Annotated in this window: 22 protein-coding genes; 18 read left to right on the forward strand and 4 right to left on the reverse strand. The window is 38.7% G+C overall.

Annotated elements, in window-relative coordinates; all coding sequences use genetic code 11:
- Nucleotides 1-1,266 (forward strand): DUF1576 domain-containing protein, encoded by a 1,266-nt coding sequence (locus ACUB3H_RS05790; protein ID WP_459129717.1) that lies wholly within the window; start codon nucleotides 1-3, stop codon nucleotides 1,264-1,266.
- Here ACUB3H_RS05790 and ACUB3H_RS05795 read toward each other — a convergent pair.
- Complete coding sequence (locus ACUB3H_RS05795) at nucleotides 1,263-1,865, reverse strand: HAD family hydrolase (RefSeq protein WP_459129718.1); 603 nt, start codon at nucleotides 1,863-1,865, stop codon at nucleotides 1,263-1,265. The genes ACUB3H_RS05790 and ACUB3H_RS05795 overlap by 4 nt on opposite strands.
- Nucleotides 1,866-1,911: 46 nt before the next feature.
- Complete coding sequence (locus tag ACUB3H_RS05800) at nucleotides 1,912-2,238, reverse strand: heavy metal-binding domain-containing protein (RefSeq protein WP_459129719.1); 327 nt, start codon at nucleotides 2,236-2,238, stop codon at nucleotides 1,912-1,914.
- A 68-nt stretch (nucleotides 2,239-2,306) separates the two neighbouring features.
- On the opposite strand from ACUB3H_RS05800, the gene rlmD reads away from it, so the two are divergent.
- The 7 genes from rlmD (at nucleotide 2,307) to ACUB3H_RS05835 (ending at nucleotide 9,369) form a co-directional block, all read left to right on the forward strand.
- Complete coding sequence (gene rlmD / locus ACUB3H_RS05805; protein WP_459129720.1) at nucleotides 2,307-3,431, forward strand: 23S rRNA (uracil(1939)-C(5))-methyltransferase RlmD; 1,125 nt, start codon at nucleotides 2,307-2,309, stop codon at nucleotides 3,429-3,431.
- Nucleotides 3,432-3,979: 548 nt separating this feature from the next.
- A complete protein-coding gene (locus ACUB3H_RS05810) occupies nucleotides 3,980-4,501 on the forward strand; it encodes a zeta toxin family protein (protein WP_153864014.1) in 522 nt (173 codons plus the stop codon).
- Nucleotides 4,502-4,681: 180 nt separating this feature from the next.
- The gene (locus ACUB3H_RS05815) at nucleotides 4,682-5,200 is read left to right on the forward strand and encodes a hypothetical protein (RefSeq protein WP_459129721.1); all 519 of its coding nucleotides are present in this window, start codon (nucleotides 4,682-4,684) and stop codon (nucleotides 5,198-5,200) included.
- Between the two features lie 99 nt (nucleotides 5,201-5,299).
- The gene (locus tag ACUB3H_RS05820; RefSeq protein ID WP_459129722.1) at nucleotides 5,300-5,743 is read left to right on the forward strand and encodes a hypothetical protein; all 444 of its coding nucleotides are present in this window, start codon (nucleotides 5,300-5,302) and stop codon (nucleotides 5,741-5,743) included.
- A gap of 476 nt (nucleotides 5,744-6,219) precedes the next feature.
- Entirely contained in the window at nucleotides 6,220-6,717 is a 498-nt protein-coding gene (locus ACUB3H_RS05825) for an AAA family ATPase (RefSeq protein WP_459129723.1), read from the forward strand.
- A 498-nt stretch (nucleotides 6,718-7,215) separates the two neighbouring features.
- Nucleotides 7,216-7,704, forward strand: coding sequence for an NUDIX hydrolase (locus tag ACUB3H_RS05830; RefSeq protein WP_459129724.1), 489 nt, complete (start codon nucleotides 7,216-7,218; stop codon nucleotides 7,702-7,704).
- 549 nt (nucleotides 7,705-8,253) lie between these two features.
- Entirely contained in the window at nucleotides 8,254-9,369 is a 1,116-nt protein-coding gene (locus tag ACUB3H_RS05835; RefSeq protein WP_459129725.1) for a 4-hydroxybutyrate dehydrogenase, read from the forward strand.
- A gap of 73 nt (nucleotides 9,370-9,442) precedes the next feature.
- On the opposite strand, the gene rpoN is transcribed toward ACUB3H_RS05835, so the two are convergent.
- Nucleotides 9,443-10,738: an RNA polymerase factor sigma-54 gene (gene rpoN / locus ACUB3H_RS05840; protein WP_459129726.1), complete on the reverse strand. Its 1,296-nt coding sequence runs from the start codon at nucleotides 10,736-10,738 to the stop codon at nucleotides 9,443-9,445.
- Between the two features lie 301 nt (nucleotides 10,739-11,039).
- Between rpoN and ACUB3H_RS05845 the strand changes: the two genes are divergently transcribed.
- The 7 genes from ACUB3H_RS05845 to ACUB3H_RS05875 all read left to right on the forward strand — a co-directional run bounded on the left by ACUB3H_RS05845 (nucleotide 11,040) and on the right by ACUB3H_RS05875 (nucleotide 17,263).
- Nucleotides 11,040-12,503, forward strand: a complete 1,464-nt coding sequence (locus tag ACUB3H_RS05845) for a 4-hydroxyphenylacetate 3-hydroxylase family protein (RefSeq protein WP_459129727.1) — start codon at nucleotides 11,040-11,042, stop codon at nucleotides 12,501-12,503.
- 50 nt (nucleotides 12,504-12,553) lie between these two features.
- Entirely contained in the window at nucleotides 12,554-12,844 is a 291-nt protein-coding gene (locus ACUB3H_RS05850) for a NifU family protein (RefSeq protein WP_459129728.1), read from the forward strand.
- Between the two features lie 13 nt (nucleotides 12,845-12,857).
- Nucleotides 12,858-14,156: an acetyl-CoA hydrolase/transferase family protein gene (locus tag ACUB3H_RS05855; protein WP_459129729.1), complete on the forward strand. Its 1,299-nt coding sequence runs from the start codon at nucleotides 12,858-12,860 to the stop codon at nucleotides 14,154-14,156.
- 69 nt (nucleotides 14,157-14,225) lie between these two features.
- A complete protein-coding gene (locus ACUB3H_RS05860; RefSeq protein WP_459129730.1) occupies nucleotides 14,226-15,701 on the forward strand; it encodes a hypothetical protein in 1,476 nt (491 codons plus the stop codon).
- A 47-nt stretch (nucleotides 15,702-15,748) separates the two neighbouring features.
- On the forward strand, nucleotides 15,749-16,081 hold the full coding sequence (locus ACUB3H_RS05865) for a FeoA family protein (protein ID WP_459129731.1): 333 nt from the start codon (nucleotides 15,749-15,751) through the stop codon (nucleotides 16,079-16,081).
- Nucleotides 16,071-16,667 carry a hypothetical protein gene (locus tag ACUB3H_RS05870; RefSeq protein ID WP_459129732.1) on the forward strand — a complete coding sequence of 199 codons (597 nt, stop codon included), beginning with the start codon at nucleotides 16,071-16,073 and terminating at the stop codon, nucleotides 16,665-16,667. The genes ACUB3H_RS05865 and ACUB3H_RS05870 overlap by 11 nt, the downstream gene beginning before the upstream one ends.
- Nucleotides 16,668-16,669: 2 nt before the next feature.
- The gene (locus ACUB3H_RS05875) at nucleotides 16,670-17,263 is read left to right on the forward strand and encodes a hypothetical protein (RefSeq protein ID WP_459129733.1); all 594 of its coding nucleotides are present in this window, start codon (nucleotides 16,670-16,672) and stop codon (nucleotides 17,261-17,263) included.
- 7 nt (nucleotides 17,264-17,270) lie between these two features.
- Here the strand turns inward: ACUB3H_RS05875 and ACUB3H_RS05880 are convergent, their stop codons facing one another.
- The gene (locus ACUB3H_RS05880) at nucleotides 17,271-17,543 is read right to left on the reverse strand and encodes a hypothetical protein (protein ID WP_459129734.1); all 273 of its coding nucleotides are present in this window, start codon (nucleotides 17,541-17,543) and stop codon (nucleotides 17,271-17,273) included.
- Nucleotides 17,544-17,886: 343 nt separating this feature from the next.
- On the opposite strand from ACUB3H_RS05880, the gene ACUB3H_RS05885 reads away from it, so the two are divergent.
- The 3 genes from ACUB3H_RS05885 to ACUB3H_RS05895 are packed head-to-tail and all read left to right on the forward strand — an operon-like array spanning nucleotide 17,887 to nucleotide 20,084.
- Nucleotides 17,887-19,290, forward strand: coding sequence for a sigma-54 interaction domain-containing protein (locus ACUB3H_RS05885; RefSeq protein ID WP_459129850.1), 1,404 nt, complete (start codon nucleotides 17,887-17,889; stop codon nucleotides 19,288-19,290).
- A 28-nt stretch (nucleotides 19,291-19,318) separates the two neighbouring features.
- Nucleotides 19,319-19,789: a GNAT family N-acetyltransferase gene (locus ACUB3H_RS05890; protein ID WP_459129735.1), complete on the forward strand. Its 471-nt coding sequence runs from the start codon at nucleotides 19,319-19,321 to the stop codon at nucleotides 19,787-19,789.
- Entirely contained in the window at nucleotides 19,776-20,084 is a 309-nt protein-coding gene (locus ACUB3H_RS05895) for a hypothetical protein (protein ID WP_459129736.1), read from the forward strand. The genes ACUB3H_RS05890 and ACUB3H_RS05895 overlap by 14 nt, the downstream gene beginning before the upstream one ends.
- Nucleotides 20,085-20,699 lie beyond the last annotated feature (615 nt).

The following is a 20,699-nucleotide window of genomic DNA, read 5'->3' on the forward strand; positions in this document are numbered from 1 at the left end:
TTGGAATCTAAGCAAGCTCTTCGTACGGCAAACTACACACTTTTTTATCTCGTGGCCCTGTCACTCATCGTCTCAGGGCTCTTTTTGGATTCACCAAAAAACTTGGTCATAGGCTTCTATGAGATTCTGACCTCACCCTCACAGCTTTTTACCGACTACATGAAGTTAGCTGGAATGGGGGCGGCGTTTTTAAATAGTGGCCTCATCATGCTCTTGACGCTTCGTCTCACCCAGAGAGTAAAGGGAAGACTTACAGGTGTCATGCTGAGTGCTGCCTTTATGATGGCGGGCTTTGGCTTCTTCGGAAAGAATCTCTTTAACTCCATTCCGATTACCTTTGGAACGTATCTTTATAGCAGATATAAGGGCGTGGAATTTAGAAATGTACTTCACATTGCTCTCTTTGCATCGTGTTTAGGACCACTCATCTCGATGATCGCCTTCGGGTATTCCTTTTCGCTTTGGGTCTCAATTCCTGCAAGCTACCTCGTAGGTATTCTCATTGGCTTTACCATCGTTCCTCTAAGTGCTAAGACGCTCATTGTGCATCAAGGCTACAACATCTATAACGTGGGATTTTCTGCAGGCCTTTTAGGGATGCTTACCGTAGGTATCATGCGCATGTTTAATCTTGAGATTGAAACGGCTCAGGTTCTCTATACGGGAAACGATTTGTATTCCCAGTACTATATCCTTGCGGTTTCCTTGTTCCTTGCTGTGTTCGGATTTGTCTTTCACGAGAGAGGGGATTTTCTCAAGATCTTAAAAGAGAGCGGAAGAATTTCTTCCGACTTCGTTCTGACCTACGACATGGGATCGGTCCTTTTGAACATGGGACTACTGGGACTGATTGGCTATCTCTACGCAGAGCTCAATGGAGGCGTATTAAATGGTCCTACCGTGGGAGCCATCTTAGGAATGCTCGGCTTTGGAAGCTTTGGTGCACACGTGAAAAATACGGTTCCCGTGCTCTTAGGTGTGCTCGTTGCAACGCACCTAAATATCTACTCACCGAGTGATACGGGAATCATCTTAACGGGTCTTTTTGCCGTGACGCTTGCTCCCATAAGCGGAGAATTTGGCGTTTTTGCAGGCTTTTTCGCAGGCTTCTCACACGCTGGAATGGTTGTAAACATCAAAGACTTACACGGAGGAGTCAACCTATACAATAACGGCTTTAGTGGAGGGTTTGTGGCAGCGACACTCGTGCCACTATTCACACACTTTTTTCCTCCCAAAGAAAAAAAGACAGGAGATCCTGTCTAGAGATAGTTTAGTATGTCGCTAAAGTTTTTTAAGATGACGTCTGGGGAGATGGGGGAACCGAAGCCCCAAGCTGCCTGGTAGAAGGGAATTCCCGCTTCACGGGCAGCAATCTCATCACCTCTTGTGTCACCAATATAGATAGGTTCTTTAAGGTCATTTCTAAAGATGACCTTTTTTATATTCTCACCCTTTGAAAGCCCCGTGGCTCCAAAGGACTCAAAGTCTAAGAAGTAATCTTCTAGCTTCAAGGTCTTTAAAAAGGTCTGGATGTAACCATCTTGGCAGTTACTTACGATGCAGACGGGCACCTTCTTCTTTTGAAGTACTTCGAGTGTCTCACGAACGCCCTCATAGGGAGTACCAAATTCCTCCAAGAGATGCTCTTCTTCTCTTTGGCAGAGCTCTGGTAGAAGATGATTGTGTGAACCTAGGCCAAATTGATCGAGAATGCGATCCATGGGGAGTCCACAGACACTTCTTACATCCGCATCACTTACAGTTCTCAGTCCATAGCGACTCAACACTTGGCTCCAAGCGAAGCTTATGGGCTTAGATGCATCCCAGAGTGTTCCGTCTAAGTCATAGATGATCGATTTCATAGCACCTCCTAAAGTCATTATAGCAAAAAAAGAAAAAGCCCGTAGGCTATTTTCTTACGAGCTTTACGGCTGTACCACTCGCTGTTGCCATGAGCATCGATCCATCGACTCCGAGTACCTCATAGTCGATATCTACTGCGATAACGGCATCGGCTCCAAGCTTTTGGGCTCTTGCCTTCATCTCTTCAAGGGCTTGGGTGCGAGCTTCTAGGAGTTCCGATTCATAACCTTCTGAACGTCCACCAAAGATATTTCTAAAACTAGCTCCAAGGTCTTTTAGAAAGTTTACTCCGGTAATGACTTCGCCAAAGACGATATCTAAGTATTGGCTCACTTCATAGCCGTCAACATTTGGTCCTGTTGTGATAATCATAGAAATCTCCTCCTTATTTTAAACATCTTTTACCCCATTTTGCTATACTTACATTAAGTGAGGTGCCTATGCAATGTAAAGTTTTCACGAAGTGTGGCGGATGCTTTTTTAAACACAACGACTATAAGTATCAGCTTTTAGATAAAGAAAGAGCCGTACAACAGCTCTTTCCAGACGTTAAAGTTGAGCCTATCATTGGGATGAAGGAACCCTTCTTTTACAGAAATAAGGTTCATCAAGCCTTTGGCTTTGAACGAGGAAAGACGCTCGTCGGTAGATACATGGAAGACACGCATCGCATTGTTGAGACCGATACGTGTCTCATAGAAAATGAGACGGCTCAGCGCATCATAGAGACGCTAAAAGACATGCAGAGGTCCTTTAAGTGGAAGGTGTATGACGAGAACACAGGCGTAGGATTTCTAAGAAGAGTCCTCATACGAGTAGCAGAAAAGACGAATCAGGTACTCTTAGTGATCGTTGTGACAGATCCTATGATTCCTGGAAAGAATAACTTTGTAAAAGCGATGACCAAGAAGCACCCTGAAATTACATCGATCGTCTTTAACGTCAATGACCGCTATACGAGCATGATTCTAGGAACGAAAGAGATCGTAGCCTACGGAAAAGGGTGGATTGAAGAAGAACTCATGGGACTTAAGTTTCAAATTTCTTCGAAGTCCTTCTTCCAGGTGAATCGTACGATGACAGAGGTTCTATACGATACGGCGCTAAAGTATGCTGGGCTTACGAAAAATGACATCGTTATCGATGGGTATTCGGGAATAGGCACGATCACACTAAAGCTTGCAGAGAAAGCAAAGTGCGTCTATGGGGTAGAGAACAACAAGGATGCTGTAAGAGATGCCATCAATAATGCCAAGAAGAATGGGATTCAAAACGTACAGTTTAGTGCGATGGAGACGGGAGCATTCCTAGAAAACTTCGAGGGACCAGTCGATGTCGTTGTATTAGATCCACCGAGAAGTGGACTAGATCCTCTAACGAGGTCGATGCTACTAGAAAAGAAACCGAAGCGCATTGTCTATGTATCGTGTAACCCTGAGACACTTGCAAGTGATGTAGAGGAGTTAAAAAAGAGCTACCACGTTCAAGCGGTACAGCCAGTAGATATGTTTCCATGGACGAAGCACGTTGAGACGGTAGTATTGATGTCAAGGGTTGATAAGTAAGCGTGTAATAAGATAAGTAAATAAAGGCTTTCCGTGATTTGAGGTCTGGTTCTAAGCCGGAAGGATAATCACGGTTTTGTGCTTTGAGGGAAGTTATCCAAGATTGGTGAATTAGAAAATTCATCATTCAATACGGTTATTGAGTTGGTGAGTTGATAAGATGGTTGGCAAAATAATGGTGAGTTGACAAGATGACTATAAGGGTGATATTTTTTCTGTTACTAAAGAAATTACCGGGTGAGATATAAAAAATGGAGTATATTTAATGTGGTCATAATTAGACTTGGGATGGAATTATTCTTCAACTACATATTCGGAGTTATCGCTCAACCACTAAAGATGATGTGGCGACCCATGGTGCAGGACTAGCCTCTCCTTAACTTCGAGAAGCTGGCTTCGATGAGGGTGAGAATTGAATCAAATTTTAAGTTTATATTAAGCCTTAAGAAAGACAAAAAGAAATAATCCAAGATAGTCCGAGATGACTATAAAATTGAAGGAATCTCGATGGAATGGGTTACTTCTTTTCTGGGCAGGGAGGTTAGATTATGATTATTTTGATAGCAGGAGCTTCACATACAGGAAAAACAGCATTGTCACAGAAGCTGCTTGAAAAATATAAGTATCCATATTTTTCAATAGACCATTTGAAGATGGGTTTAATAAGAAGTGGCAACACGGAACTTACCCCAACAAGTGATGATTCAGATTTAACAGCATATTTGTGGGCGATTGTTCGTGAAATGATTAAGACAGCAATAGAAAATAAGCAGAATTTGATTGTGGAAGGCTGTTATATTCCATTTGATTGGGCGAAAGATTTTGAAAAAGAGTATCTTGATAGTATCAAATATTATTGTCTTGTAATGAGTGAGGATTATATTAGAAATAATTTTGCAGATATAAAAAGCTATGCAAGTATAATCGAAAGTCGTTTTGATGATGATTGTTGTACTTTGGATTCAGTGATAGAAGATAATAGGCAAGTCTTGGAACACGCCATCGCACACGAAGTTAATTATATACTTATTGATGACGAGTACAAAATAGATATTGATTTAGAGAGATAAATTTCAATTCCACAGACATATTCCCACAAACGACTCAATTACAAAAAGGCTATGGACTTGTTTCCGTAAACGGTAAAATAGCAACGACATTGAGCCTGTCGTATCGACACAACATTTGAAGGTATAGCAAATGCAATACAGGAAGTAATTGATGATAGGGATTATGAAATGCAGGAGGTTTTGGATGATTATTTGAATTACTGTTACAACGATGGCCTCATTGCTGTTTCAGATTCATGGAAATTTATGAGGATGCAATTGGCAGGAACAACACTAGATTTTAATGTAAGCCAGGATATTTACTATGATAATGCCGACCGTGGTTTTCGCGCACACGATTATTTGAGCTTGTATAAAAATAAAAGCGTACGTGCGGTTGGCAAGATTAGTGCTCGTATCACGGCTGTAGATACTGATAATGGTATGCAATATGAAGTAGAGTTTGGCGAATTGACCGAGGAAAGAAAACAGAAAATTGCAGATGCAATTATTGATGGTGTTCAACATGGATATGATATAAAAAGTAGTAAGCACAGATACTTCTTTGTTGAAAAATTCTATGAGACTGATTTCAAGAAAATCACACCAAGAGCTCCTATGGGAACGAGGGTATTTGATTTAACGCAAGTTCTGGAGACAGAGAATTTACCTGAAACACAGGAAATCGCTGAGTTGTTAAAAAGTAAGACATGGAGTTAATAATCTGGTGCGTTGTTTGTTGTGTTGAAAACCACAATATCATCGCGAAAATTACAAGTACTGTTATAGAGGGATAGAAACTGAAAGGAGCGAAATCTTATGAATAAGGAAATCCAGAATAAAGAGGAATCAGAAGAAATTTCTGATGATAAGAATGGAATTGTGACTTGGGTGAAAGCACATAAAAAGCAGCTTGTTCTCATTGGAATAAGCATCCCTACACTTATTGCTATCGTGCTTGGATCGAAGAATAAAGATGCCATAAAAGAATTATTTGATAATTTGAAAGATGAGATAGAAAAGGCAAATCTTTATAGTGATAAATGGTTTGAAAATGCAACAGATGCAGAACTTGATACAGCACGAGAAAAAGTAAGACTAGACTATTGTTCATCAGGTGATGATTTTAAAGCGGCTTGTAGCCTACAGAACTTACTTGGAAGATTTGATAAAGAGATGAGCAAAAGAGCATGGGGCAATGAAACTCCACATGCACCAAGTATTCATCGTGAGCACGGATGGTATTTATCTAACGATGATTAAAAAGAGCAGGATCACTTAAATAATTGCAAAAAGTCCTGCTTTCTGACATCAGTTAACCAAACTATGAAGAAGACTAAATTCCTCCAGAAGAGTAGTATTTGGTTTCGATATATTGTCGAGAATCGTAAAGTAGTAGATATGTTCCCACATATGCAAGCCCTCAGTGGATATGTTCCCTCAAAGACAATAATGTTCAAGTGACAATTTTTGACAGCTATGAATTCATCTTAACACATGTTGAGTGCGTGACATTGATGTCGAGGGTAAAATAACATGAAGTCCGGAAACCCTTATATATCAAGGTTTATAACACTTATGGGTTTGAAGCCCAAAAAGCAAAAATGAAATTTCTGCATTTTGCGGGAACAAGTCAAGAAATGCCCTATTTGATAGTTATGTGGTCAGGTTGGATGTTAGTATAACTATGTGTAGCGATTAAGGAAATCGATAAATCGGAATTTACAGGGATTTTGAGCATGAAAAACATTTATTTAATTGGCGGAACAATGGGAGTAGGAAAAACAACTACTTGCCAGATTATAAAAAATAAATTAAACAACAGCGTTTTCCTCGACGGAGATTGGTGTTGGGATATGCAGCCTTTTCAAGTGACAGAGGAAACAAAGCAAATGGTATTAGAGAATATCTGCTTCCTTTTAAATAACTTTATTAAGTGCTCTGCTTATGAAAACATCGTGTTTTGCTGGGTTATGCACGAACAGAATATTATTGACCATATTGTTTCACGACTTAACACAGATAACTGTAAAGTTCATTTCATATCTTTGGTATGCAGCGAACAAACATTGCAAGCGCGCTTGAGAAAGGATGTTGATGCTGGTATTCGTACAGAAGATGTGATTGGTAGAAGTATAGAGCGAATACCTCTTTACGAAAAATTGAATACGTATAAAGTTGATGTATCGAAAATCAGTCCAGAGCAAGTTGCTGATTTTATTATTAGGAACTGTTAAATTTTAATTTGAGGAGATTAGGTTAGGAAGGCTGTTTATGAAGAAACTAAGGTAATACCAATACATACTTCATAAGCGGTTCTAATAACCATTTACTTTACATCTGTAGAAAGAATCAATATCATACTCCTAAACGATAGAAGGGGGTAATCGTTTGAGAGTATTCCTAATGATATGTTTGTTTATACATACGTATCTAAAATGACAGTAATAATGTCGTGTCAGGGCATGTGGAGTGTGTAGTATTGATGTCAAGGGAAGGCGAGTAAAGTAGTCCTGAAAGGCTTGAAATCAATAGGTGTATGTTTTTTAGGCTAGGTAATGAGATAATAAATTTATTGAAATTAACGTTCAAAAATATCCCCTGAATACTTGCTTGTAGCAACAATATGAATATTCCTAAAGGGTCGTGTCAACACTTTGGATATTTAGGTAGGTCGTGTCAACGGTATGGATGGTATAAAATATATAATATTAATTAGAATTTGTGGAGGCATAATGGAGTACGATTGTGGATTTGAAAAAGAGAATAATTGGTTTAGATATCGCACGGGTGGAATCATAATTCATAATAATAAAATGCTTTTTGTTAAAAGTACAGTTGGTGATTATTATTATATGATAGGGGGCGGTGTACATTTAGGTGAAAAGTCAACTACATGTATTGTACGAGAGGTTTTTGAAGAATCAGGTTTAGATGCCCGTGTAGAACACCTTGCAGTAGTGTGTGAAAATTTCTTTAAAGGCGTTGGTGGGAAAATCGATGGATTAAACTGTCATACAGTAGAATTTTATTACTATATGCAGATTGTAGATGATGATGTTAGTTTTTGTAAAGATACAACTGATGATGGAGAAGCTTTGGTATGGTTACCAATTGAAAAGATTGAAAAATTCAAGATTAAGCCGTCGTTTGTAAAAGATCACATCAATGAAATAATAAACGGAAAAACCACGATTCATATTATTGAGGAAAAAGATAGATAGCTCTCGGCTTATCTGTCTTAAACCTCTTAACGATAGCTTCCACCTATCGTTAAAAGGTTTATTGATATGTTTCTACAAACAGACAGGCTGATTTGACATTCTTAGTGTTCACTCGTTTCATGTGGAGACAGTGGTGCTATTGACGAGGGTTTCTCCCAGTAAGTAAATAAAACGTTCAAATTAATGGCTTATTCCAAGGCTATTTTTAGAAATAAGGAGGAGTTTTAGAGAGGAAAAAGTCGTATTTAGATTTATTTTTCTAGTTCATAACACCTTTTTTTAAGCCTAAGTAATAGCATTCATATAGGGGTAGCTACGTAAGTCTGCCTCCTTTTGTTTTTTTACCATATTTTGTTTTTACAAATTAAGGATTGAAATCAGGTGGGGCGTTCTGTTATTATTAGTAAACAAAATGACAATTCCTTTTACAAACTTTTTAAGTGGTGGCATTCATTTTGATGCACACCTATTCACTAATGGTCAAAACACTCCGTTTGATTTGGCTGAATTTGTAGAGCTTGAAATAATCTAGCAATGAAAGGAATTAATATGAAATTAATTACGTGGAATACTCAGCTGTTCCAGTTTGATTCAGTAGAAAAATTCACAGAAGAATTTGCACTAAGCGAAAAAGATATGATTGTAGCAACAAAAAGAAGCTATGACTCAATCTTTGGTAAATTAAATCTTCCTTGCCAGACCCTTTTCCAAAATGAGTTTGGTACTGGTGAACCTACCGACATTATGGCAGAAGCGATGATGAAAAGAGTGGCTGATGCAGATGTTAAACGTATTATTGCAGTCGGCGGAGGTTCTGTCATTGATGTTGCAAAAGTGCTTGCCGTGTCAAAAGATGAGACGATTGACGAACTATATGATAAGGCTCCTAATTTTGAAAAAAGACGTGAACTAGTTATCGTCCCAACAACATGTGGTACAGGTAGCGAAGTAACCAATATTTCCATCCTTAACCGAACCAGAATTGGTACAAAAATGGGACTTGTTGGCGAAGCTTTATTTGCAGATTCTGCCGTTCTAATCCCCAGCGTTCTCGAAAGCTTACCTTTCTCAGTATTTGCAACAAGTTCAATTGATGCGCTTGTTCACTCAGTGGAAAGTGCTCTTTCACCGAAAGCTACACCGGTTACAAAACTCTTAAGCTATAAAGCGATTGATATGATTGTTAGTGGTTACAAGGAAGTAAGAGAAAAAGGAAAAGACGTTTTACCGAGCCTTCTTAGTGATTTCTTACTCGCTTCAACTTATGCTGGTTTTGCTTTTGGAAGTGCTGGCTGTGCTGCTGTACATGCCTTGAGCTATCCATTTGGTGGAAACTACCATGTTCCACACGGTGAAAGCAATTATGTTATGTTCACAGGTGTCCTTAAGGAATATTCTTTAATCAGAGAAGATGGGGAACTGATCAAATTAAAGAAGTACCTAGCTGAGAAACTCGAGTGCTCAGAGGATCAAGTTTATGATGAATTGGATCGCTTACTAGGATCTATTCTTAAGAAAAAATCTTTAAGTGAGTACAATGTAACTAAAGAAGATCTCGATGTTTTCACGGATATCGTGATGAATACCCAAGGACGTTTAATGGGCAATAACTTTGTTCCGCTAAGCAAGGAACAGGTTCGTTCCATTTACGAAAAACTATATTAACATCTATTGCTAGCAAAAGATGTCTGAATCATGCGATTCAGACATCTTTTTGCTTTTTAACAAGTAGTAGAATCTATATTTTTTTTCGCTCTCTAGTGCTAGGAATTCCGAGTTCTGCTCGATAATCTGCTATGGTTCTTCGAGAAATCATAATCTTTCTTTGTTCAAATATAGCTTGAATTTTAGCGTCACTTAGTGGCTTAGAAGGGTTTTCCGCTTGTATGATCTTTATAAGTTCATGCTTAATGGCTTTAGGTGAGACTGTTTCTCCTAAACTACTGGTAAATAAGTTTCTTAGTTCCAATATGCCTTGCGGTGTTTCAATATAGGTTCCTTTTATGGCTCTTGAAATCGTAGAAATGTGTAGATTCAGCTCTTCCGCAATATCTATTAAACGCATGGGGAGAAGATGGTCGATTCCACTTCTTAGAAAATCAATCTGATACTTACAAATACATTCGATCACACGGTGTATCGTGGTATTTCGTTGCGTAAAATTTTGAATTAAGATTTCAGCCTCTCGTTTTTTCTTATCAAGGTATTTTTTGGTTTCAGGATCGAGTGCATTTTCATAGATGGCGTTTACCGATGTGGAAAGTTCGAGCTCAGGCAGGATCGAGGTTTCTTTAATCGCTAGCTCGTTATTTTTTATATGGATTATCGCATCCACTATTATAAAATCTGTTTGGTTTTTTGTGTCATAGCCATTACCCGGAAGTGGATTTAAACTTGAAATTCGTTCAAATGCTTGTTGTGCTTCTATAAGCGTAATGTTTTCTTGTTCAACAATGGCTTTTAGATTTTTCTTTTCAAGATTATTTAAGTGATGGCGACAGATGGTGATAGCAATGGTTTCATTTGGATCTAGCTGGAGTTCTAGGCATTCCGCTAAATTTCTTGCCCCCACACCTCTGGGCTCTAATGATTGAACTAAGCCGAGAGCTTCCTTAGCTTCGCATAAAGTGCATTTTGTAAAACGAGTGATGGTTTCTAGAGATTCTCGGAAGTAGCCATCATGGTGTAAGGATTGAATGATCCAACGACCAATTTTATCCATAGTCTCGCTTTTATTGAGGGCATTCCATTGCTCCAGAAGATCTTCTTCAAGGGTGGCGTATTGATGATCGAGTGGAACATATGCTTCGTTGAAGCCAGTTTGAGATGTGGCTAGTTTTTGAGGTGGATCTTGAATGGCTTCAATGGACAGCGTTGAGGGAGCTAGTACTTCTAAAAAGGGGTTTTCAAGAGCGCACTGATCTAGGTATTCTAAGAGCTCAGCTTGTGTGCACTGCAACAAATCAATGGCTTGAAGCATTGATTGACTTAAAACTAATTTTTGGGTCTGCTGTTGCTTAAGATTAATGTTCATGGCTCTCTCTAAAGATCGTTTTGTGAATTAAGGTGAGATAATTGATATGCCGAATTGCAATAATGAAATCGATTGCAATAATAAAATGATCGTTCAAAGCATAACAAGGTATTTGGACCAGGATAATTGCATTATTGCAATCCTGTATACAAAAAACTTTATCAGCGCTTCTGCGATAAATCAGATAAAACACGTTTTGTATTGATATTCCAGCATTTTATGAAGTTGAATCAGAATTGGCGAGCGTTTTGCTATTAAGATAATTGTAAAGGAATTGTTTAGAAACTACAAGGAGGTAATTATGGCACTAATGAACGGAAAACAATACATAGAAAGTATTGCAAAGCTAAAACCAAAAGTTTATATCTTTGGTGAACTCGTTGAAGACCCTACGAATCATCCAATTATTCGTCCTTCACTGAATTCAGTTGCAATGACTTATGATCTAGCATTTGATCCTGAATACGAAGATTTACTTACGACAACATCACACTTAACGGGGAAAAAAATCAATCGCTTCTGCCACATTCATCAAAGTACATCTGACCTAGTTAAAAAAATTAAGATGCAAAGACTTCTAGGTCAGAAGACAGCTAGCTGTTTCCAACGTTGTGTAGGTATGGATGCCTTTAACGCTATCTATTCAACGACCTTCGAAATGGACAAAGAGTACGGTACCGATTATCATGAACGCTTTAAGAAATATCTTCTTTTAGTTCAAGAGAACGACTGGACCGTCGATGGAGCTATGACCGATCCCAAAGGAGATCGTAGTTTATCACCATCAAAGCAAGCTGATCCAGATATGTACGTTCGAATCAAAGAAGTTCGTGAGGATGGTATCATAGTTTGTGGAGCTAAAGCTCACCAAACGGGATCCATTAACTCACACGAACATCTGATTATGCCCACCATTGCTCTTGGTGAAGAAGACAAGGATTATGCAGTTTCTTTTGCAATTCCAACAGATGCTGACGGTGTATTTATGATCTATGGACGTCAATCTTGTGATACTAGAAAGATGGAAGATGGCGTTGACATTGATCTAGGAAATAACACATTTGGTGGTCAAGAAGCTCTCGTTATTTTCGATGATGTCTTTGTACCAAATGAACGTGTATTCATGTGTAAAGAATGGAAATACGCTGGTATGTTAGTAGAACGTTTTGCTGGATACCATCGCCAATCATATGCATGTAAAACTGGTGTAGGAGACGTTTTAATCGGAGCTGCAGCTTTAGCGGCAGATTATAACGGTGTTTCAAAAGCTAGCCATATTAAAGATAAAATCATTGAAATGCAACATCTTAATGAAACCATGTGGGCTTGCTCTGTAGCTTGTTCTGCAGAAGGACACCAAACCGAATCCGGAGCTTACCTCATCAACTTACTACTAGCTAATGTCTGCAAGCAAAATGTAACGAGATTCCCATATGAAATCGCTCGTTTAGCTGAAGATATTGCTGGTGGACTCATGGTAACTATGCCTTCAGAAAAAGATCTAAAAGCTGAGGAAACGGGTAAATGGGTGGCTAAATTCCTACAAGGTAAGGTCGGCACATCTACAGAAAACAGAATGAGAGTTCTACGTCTGATCGAAAACCTAACACTTGGTACTGCTGCTGTAGGATACAGAACAGAATCAATGCATGGTGCAGGATCTCCTCAAGCTCAACGTATAATGATTTCTCGCCAAGGTAATTTAGAAGCTAAAAAGCAAATGGCTAGAGATATCGCTCATGTTGATCCATCAAAAGATAAATAATTTTTAGGTGCGGAAATATTCCGCACCTGCTTATCCAGAAAGACAGCGAAGTGGATCTAAAAACACAAATTCAAAACATCATTGATGATGAAATCAAATCGCAACTTCTACTTCACGGTGGAGGGATCCAACTCAAAGCGGTCGAGGGGAAAAAAATTACAGTGACTCTAACAGGTTCATGTCATAATTGCCCTCAAGCTCAAATTACCACTGAAGAAATTGTAGAAGAAACTCTAAGACGACGTCTTGGAGATGAAGAAATTAGTGTTCATCTCTATCAAGAGATTGACGAGTCTTTATGGGAATTTGCTAAGCAAATTCTTAGAAAAAATCATGAATGAAAGGAGGTTAAACATGCCTTGGAGGAAAGAGTATCAAAACAAAGTAGTTGATGCAAAAGAAGCTGTTTCACATATCAAATCGGGAAACAGAGTTGTCATTGGACACGCCTGTGGCGAGCCAACAGTCCTAGTTGATGCGATGGTTCAAAACGCCGAGCAGTACAAAGGCGTTGAAATTGTCCACATGGTAGCGATGGGCGGTGCGGTATATTGTGGTGAAGAGTATAAAGAAAACTTTTGGCATAATGCAATCTTTGTCGGCGGATCGACTAGAGATGCAATTAAAAGAGGCCAAGGGGACTTCACACCTGTATTTTTCTATGAAGTGCCCAAGCTTTTTAAAAGCAAGCTTCCCATTGATGTTGCCTTAGTACAAGTAACCCCACCTGATGATCACGGATTTGTTAACTTAGGCGTATCAGTGGACTATACTCTGGAAGCTGTGAGACAAGCAAAAGTGGTTATCGCACAGGTAAATCGAAATATGCCTCGCGTTTTCGGTGACGGCTTCATACATATCTCTGACATTGATTACTTTGTCGAAGCGGATCAAGACATCATCGAATTAGGACGTCCTAAAATCGGTGAAATTGAGTCCCAAATTGCACGCCACTGTGCAACACTCATACATGATGGCGACACACTTCAACTAGGGATTGGTGCTATACCAGATGCGGTACTTTCAGTTTTAACTGATAAAAAAGATCTCGGTATTCATTCAGAAATGTTCAGTGATGGAGTTTTAGAGTTATACAACAAAGGTGTCATTACAAATAAAAAGAAAACGACGTACCCTGGTAAGATGGTTGCAACTTTTTTAATGGGAACTAAGAATTTGTATGATTTTGTTGACAACAATCCTGAAGTTCTAATGATGCCTGTAGATGTAGTCAATCATCCTTTAGTGGTCAGCCAAGAAAAGAACATTGTGAGCTTAAATTCGTGTGTTCAAGTCGACCTGATGGGACAAATTGCTTCAGAGAGTATTGGCAATACACAGATTAGCGGAGTCGGCGGACAAGTTGACTTTGTTAGAGGCGCTGCAATGAGTGAAAATGGCAGATCCATTATCGCCATGGCTTCTACAGTAAAGGGAAAAAGCTCAAAAATTGTTACAAGACTTGATGACGGAGCAGCCGTAACTACGAGTAGAAATGATGTCGATTATGTGGTCACAGAATATGGCGTTGCAGAGTTGAAAGGAAAGTCGTTACGTGAACGTTCAAGGGCTCTAATATCAATTGCACATCCTGATTTTAGAGAAGAACTGATTAAGTATCATTGCGAAAAATTTAATGAAACGTGGGATTAGAAACTGCTTTATTAAAACGCACCATCGGTATATTTATGGTGTCAAATAATTAACAAGGAGAACTTATTTATGAACCCAGAAGAAAAAAGAAAAGCTTCTGAACAACCTGTTGGATTCAATTCAAGCAAGTTTCCACTGAAGAAGCGTGAGTACGGAGGTGTTCAGCCTCACATTAAGTTTGGTCCATTTAATATTCGTTTGCCTCTGATTCACCATGCATGGTCATGGACGGAGATGGGAGCTGCTCTATTTTTAGGTGTTGCATGTCTAGGTGCTGGTACTGCTACTACAATGACCACATTTGGTCTAGACGAACCAGCAAATATTGCAGCACTTGGATTAACTGAAAATGGCGCATTCTTGATGTCACTTACTTTTGGTATTTTAAATGCCATTTGTTATTACCTCCCATCATTACTTGGTGACCCTGTAGTACCAGGTTGGATTACACCTGCACTTCCTCTGACAATCAAATACCTAGGTGAATGGTCACTACCTAACTATGCAACAGGGGATGTCAATCGAATACACGCCATGATAGCCCTGCAGATGATAGTAGCCGCGTTCTTCCTGGTCATGGGTGCTGCTGGACTAGGTAGAAAACTCGTTGAAATTGTACCTAACTCGATTAAAGCTGGTATTGTTCTAGGTGCTGGTGTCACAGCTGGTATTAACGTATTCCAGGCTCGTTTACCCAAAGCTCCTATAACCGTAAGTATTGCTGTACTAATGTCATATTTCTTCTTATTTAACCCTTATTTTGCTAGGAAAGCAAAAGAGCATAAGTGGGTTGAATTTATGAGAAATCAGGGTGTTGTACCGGCTCAAATCTTTGCAATTGTCATCGCGCCGTTCCTCATTAAAGAAATTGCAGTTCCACAAATTCAATGGGGAATTACACCTTTCTCAGGAAGTTTCGTGCTTGAGCACTTCACGATTTTTGGACTTGGATTCCCTGCTGCTGAGTTCTTTATCAAAGCGCTTCCAATGGCCTTTACAGTATACATAATTGCTTTCTCAGACTTCGTACTAGCTAAAGAGCTTGTCACTGAAGCAACGGCTAACCGTCCTGATGAAACGGTTATCTTCGATGCTGGTCGTTCTAACCTCGTATCAGCACTTCGTAACATCATCATGTCACTATTCGCTCCATGGGTTCCAATGTGCGGACCACTTTGGGCATCTGGCTTACTCACCATTACGGAACGTTATAAGAGAGGTTACAAAGTACTTAACAGCTACTGGGATGGAGTGTGTACATTCCGTGCAGCAACCGTTATTTCAGTATTAATTCTTCCTCTCGTTACACTCATTCGTCCAGCTTTCGCTATCTTCTTTGGTATCACCATGGGTGTTCAGGCTTTCGCTTGTGGTAATGTTGGAATGAGAATGTGTCGTAATGCAAATGAAAGAGGAATTGCGTGCGTTATGGCAGCAGCTCTTGCTTTCTATACACCAGGAACAGCCCTATTAGTTGGTTTAATTGTTTGGGCAGTTGTTGAAGGCACTGAAATTTTTAACAAAGACCAAAAGGTTGAAGCTTAATCAACAGGCTGTCACAATTAAGTGACAGCCTTTTTTTAGGAGAAGTGATGAAAAAACTCAGTGAACTAAGTATTGATAGCCATGTCACTGTTTTTAAAATGAAGAGGAATAAAGCTATTCAAATAAAACTCGAAGGTATGGGAATAATTCCTGGCGTGGATTTGAAAGTTTTAAAAACGGATCAGAATTCAGTAGCAATTAGTACAGGTAATAAGGTCTGTGAACTTAGCAAAGAAGAAGCTGAACATGTTATTGTGACAGAGTTGTTTTGCAGAAAGGGAGATCCTGTTTTAATAAGCGGATGTTGTGCTTTTGGGAATACAGGGGATATAATAGAGAGAATTAAAGAGTACGACGAGGAGGAATGTCGTGAAGATTAATCCCGTTCAAATTGCTTATGTTGTTATGATAGCAGGAATGGTGTTCACTTATCTTTTTATAAAGAAAAACAATCGAGACCTAAGAGAAGGTGCCGATGAGTTTGCTTTTGCTTTTATAGAGCTTACAAATTATTTAATGCCTGAGAGGGTCAAACAAGGACTATCCGTTCGAACAGATGCGAGTGGTAAGCTTGAGCCTGTAAGATTAGAAAATCAATCTGAAATGATCCGAGCTATTATCGAACGAGCTCGAACTGTAAAGGCTGAAGCGTGTTATATGAAGATGTATCAAGCATCTGAAAATATTGATCAGCTTACTAAGAGAAGTAAGCGAAATCAAACCGACTTTTCGGATCCTATTTATCAAATTCTTGTAGACACACAGACTTTCTTATCGCATTGTGAGGATTTAACTACGATTCGGTCAAAAAAGGAGAAGAAGGAGTTTGATTCTTTCTTATTCGGACAAGTCGACTATCGAATGATCCTGCTAAAAAGGATAAGCGGAAAAAGAGCTGAAGAGTACAGAAAAGTAAACTCAAAATATATAGAAGAAATGTCTCAAATTGAGAAAAAGGAAAAGTAAAAATGAAGACGAATTTGAGAGCAAAGCGAACGGTAGGGATTATTTCCTTCCTAATTCCAATAATAGGTGAACTTCTCATAGCGAACAAGGTGATTACAGATCAAAGCCAAATCGTTCATATTGTTGTAGAAGGAATCTTTTTAGCCTTACTCGCTATGGGTATCATAATTCTTCTTGTAAAAAAAGATGGTTGGGGAGTTGGCTTTGGTAGGTACTTTGCCTTAGTACTCTTTTGCATCTATGCTGTGTACGCCGTCGTTTCAAGGCAGTTTTTTGAAAGCTGGTACGAACAAGCTTTTGTTGAGACAATGCCAAGCACGATAAAAGCGATACTGGGAATTAAATTAATTATTGTTATGGTTGGAATCATTGCTGGAATTCCAGTAGCTCCTAAAATTGATAATAGAGAATATTCTAGGAGACTTCGCCAAAAGACCATTGAACGTGAAGCAATGTGGACGAAAGAGTCGATAAAAGGCACAAAATCGGATTTAAAGAAAAATATTGAGAAGTATAAAGAAAATCTGTCTGAAGAAGAATTAAAAGAATTAATAGCGTTCTTGCAGACAGATTTACCTAGTGAATCCGAGGAATAAGGAACGATTATTTTTTGTTCTGACGTAAATACGAATAGATCAAACTAGCAAGGATGATGATATTGGCGAAAACCATAGTACCATGTCCTTGCTCTTTTGTTAGAAACAAACGAACTAGATTAGTAATAATTGTGAGAAATCCAAAGATATAGGTGGATCTTGATAATTTTGGATTTATTTTTCCGCTTTTTTTAGTAGATACAGCATTCAAAATAATGAATAAAAGCATAGCAGCCATAAAAGCAAAAACTGCGTAGGTTAAAATAGTCTGTGTATTCATATTGACCTCTTTCTTTCTTCTATTATAGCAAATTAAAGGGTTCATTTTACACGTGAAAGGAGCAATTTATGAGGATAGGTATCAAGTTTTGTGGTGGATGTCAAAGCTGTTATAATAGAAAAAAGGCATTAGAAGAGATTATGAAACTTGTACCGGAGCACGACTATATTTTTGCTCAGTCCGATAGTGTCTACGACAGTTTACTCGTCATATCAGGATGCAAAATTAAGTGTGCTTCGACTGAAGACTATAATACGAAATATGGAGAAATACACCTAGATTCAGTTGACATCACTTCTGTTGTGAAAGCTTTGAAGGCCATGAAGAGAAAGGACTAGTGATTATGGGCTATGGACCATCTAAAGAAATCTTGGATTCTTGGAATTATTTGATGGATAATGAGGCGTTTTATTCTAACTATTTGCAAATCCTTGAAAATATTTCTGAAGGAATCTATATAACGGATGGGGAACCTAGAACACTTTACTTGAATCGAGCCTATGAAGAAATTAGTGGCGGAGAGAGGAAACTATTCTTAGGCAAATCTATGCTTCAAGTTAAAGCAGAAGGTCTGATTGATAATTCTGCGAGTCTGGAAGTTATTGCGACAGGGCATGAAGTGACCATGAACCAAACGCTTAAGAATGGAAAAGTGGGCTTAATCACAAGTACACCTATTTTTAAAGACGGAAAAATCTCTTTAATTGTAACCATCGTGCGTGATGTTACGGAAATCGTTGCTATGAGAAGGCAACTTGATGAACGTACGAAGAGCGTCAATAAACTTCGCTTCATGATCAGTGAAGAAGAGGAAGTCGTAGTAAGAAGCGCTAAGATGAAGGAAATTCTCACCAAGATTGACCGAGTATCGAAATACGACACAACGATTCTTATTACTGGTGAAACTGGCGTAGGTAAAGATGTTTTAGCAAGATACATCCATAAGAGTTCAGCTAGAGCGAATAAAAATTTTGTGGATATCAACTGTTCTGTAATACCAGCAAGTCTAATTGAATCTGAATTATTTGGTTATGAAGAAGGAGCATTTACTGGGGCTTCCAAAAGAGGGAAAAAAGGAATTTTCGAGCAAGCTGACGGTGGAATCATATTCCTTGATGAAATTGGGGAACTTCCACTTGAAATGCAGAGTAAGCTCTTAAAAACACTTCAAGACAAGAAAATCAGGCGAATTGGTGGGAACAAAGATATTCATGTAGATGTTCAGATTGTCGCAGCTACAAACCACGATTTGCGCCAAATGCTGGAGGAAAAGACCTTCAGAGAAGATCTCTATTACCGTCTTAATGTCGTCCCTATTTTTATCCCTCCACTCAGACAACGACGTGAAGACATTCTTGCTTTAGTCGATCACTTCATCGAAAAACTAAATGGAATACATAATACGAAGAAAATGTTTGATCCCAGCGTTTTAAAAATCTTACGCGACTATGATTGGCCTGGGAATATTCGCGAGCTAAAAAACACAGTGGAAAGGATGTTTGTGCTCAGTACTTCTCCTATTCTATCGATTGAAGATTTACCAGACGACTTGAGAAATAGTCAAACAAACCTATTTGAATCAAATGAATATCAAGGTTTAACATTAGATGAGGCTACTAAAAAGCTAGAGCGATTCTTAATGAAAGAAGCTTTTGATAAAGCTGGAAATGCTAAGGAAGCTGCCAAACTTCTTGGTATATCTGCTTCAACTTTTGTTAGAAAAAGGCAACGACATGGCAAACTTTAGCCTTAGTAGAAATGGAAAAACATAGAAAATGGAAACCATCGAATACAAAAAAGTTCGAGTACAAGAAAACGATGCAATCCTAGAGGAATTGCTTCAACTATCAGAAGAATGGGCTGATGAAAAGACCTGCCCCTCATATAATAAAAATGATCCAAGTGAGTTCATCGATCACGATGTATATCTAGCTTTAGAGGGAGATCGCATCGTTGCGTACGCTTTAGGGCATATTAGTGTTCAAGAGGAGGAAACCTCCTACAATAAGATAGGTGAGAAAGCCTTTGAACTCGATGAGATTTACGTTGCACGTACACATAGAGATAAAGGTATTGGAAAGGAACTCTATCGATTCTTAGAGAAAGATATCTGGGATCGTGTTGATGTCATTGGTTTAGTAGCGGTGTCGTATCAGTATAAAAAGCTTCTAGAATTCTATATAGAAGAATTAGATTTACAGTTTAATCATGCGCTCTTGGTGAAGAGAACGCATGAAAAGGAATGATGATGAATGGATGCTTTCTGACGATGAATACTTTACAGATTATCTTTTAGAAGATCTAGAACGAATATTTTCAGGGAAATCGGCATTCACGCCTTACGATTGGCAGAAATTTCGCTCGGGTTTTGAATTTAAGTATCAAGGAAAAGATGCTATTGTAAGCATCTTAGATGGAATTGTGATTGGATTTCTTGGAGAAGAAATGCATTTTGATTCCATGTTTAAAGGGTTTCACTATGAGCTGTTTTTTGGCAAGAGTTTCTATGACATTTGGGAGGAAATATCTAAAACGCTGTGACTTATAGGGAAAGGAGATAAACATGCACAAAGGAATGATAGGAAAGGCACTCTGTGCTCTAATACCGGTTCTCATTGGAATATACCTAGCTGTACGGGATTACATAAATATTTTGAATCATCCAGAGTGGAGTGTTTCTCCATCCGTCGTATGGATTGAGTTTGGTATAGGGCTTCTCATTAGTCTTGTTTTGTTCTTCTTTCTTTTTAAACAAAAGAAGTAGAGGTGATCACAAGATACCATTCCTGCTTTAGGGGCTCTTGCAGTTCCGAACAATCGATTATCGTTATTAATCTCTTAAGTAAATAGCTATAGACCAGTGAAAGTATTTGGAATAGATTTTTTGTAGAGCTTAATAAACAAAGGGGAACAAGAGTATGATAAAGAACATCTTGTTTGGGCTCATTCTACTGTTATGTGTTATCGCATTGTTGGTCTTGGTTGGAAGCTCATTGGTCAGCTTGTGGAATGTGATAAGAAAGCGTCCTATTCCTCATGGAATCCTTAGAAGTTCAGCGGCCTTCCTTATTGTCGGTATTCTTCTCGCGGTTGGTTTTACGTGGTTTACTCAAGTTACAGCCTATACTCCACCCATTTTAGATGACAATGGAAGGG

This window comes from Guggenheimella bovis (assembly GCF_054492335.1).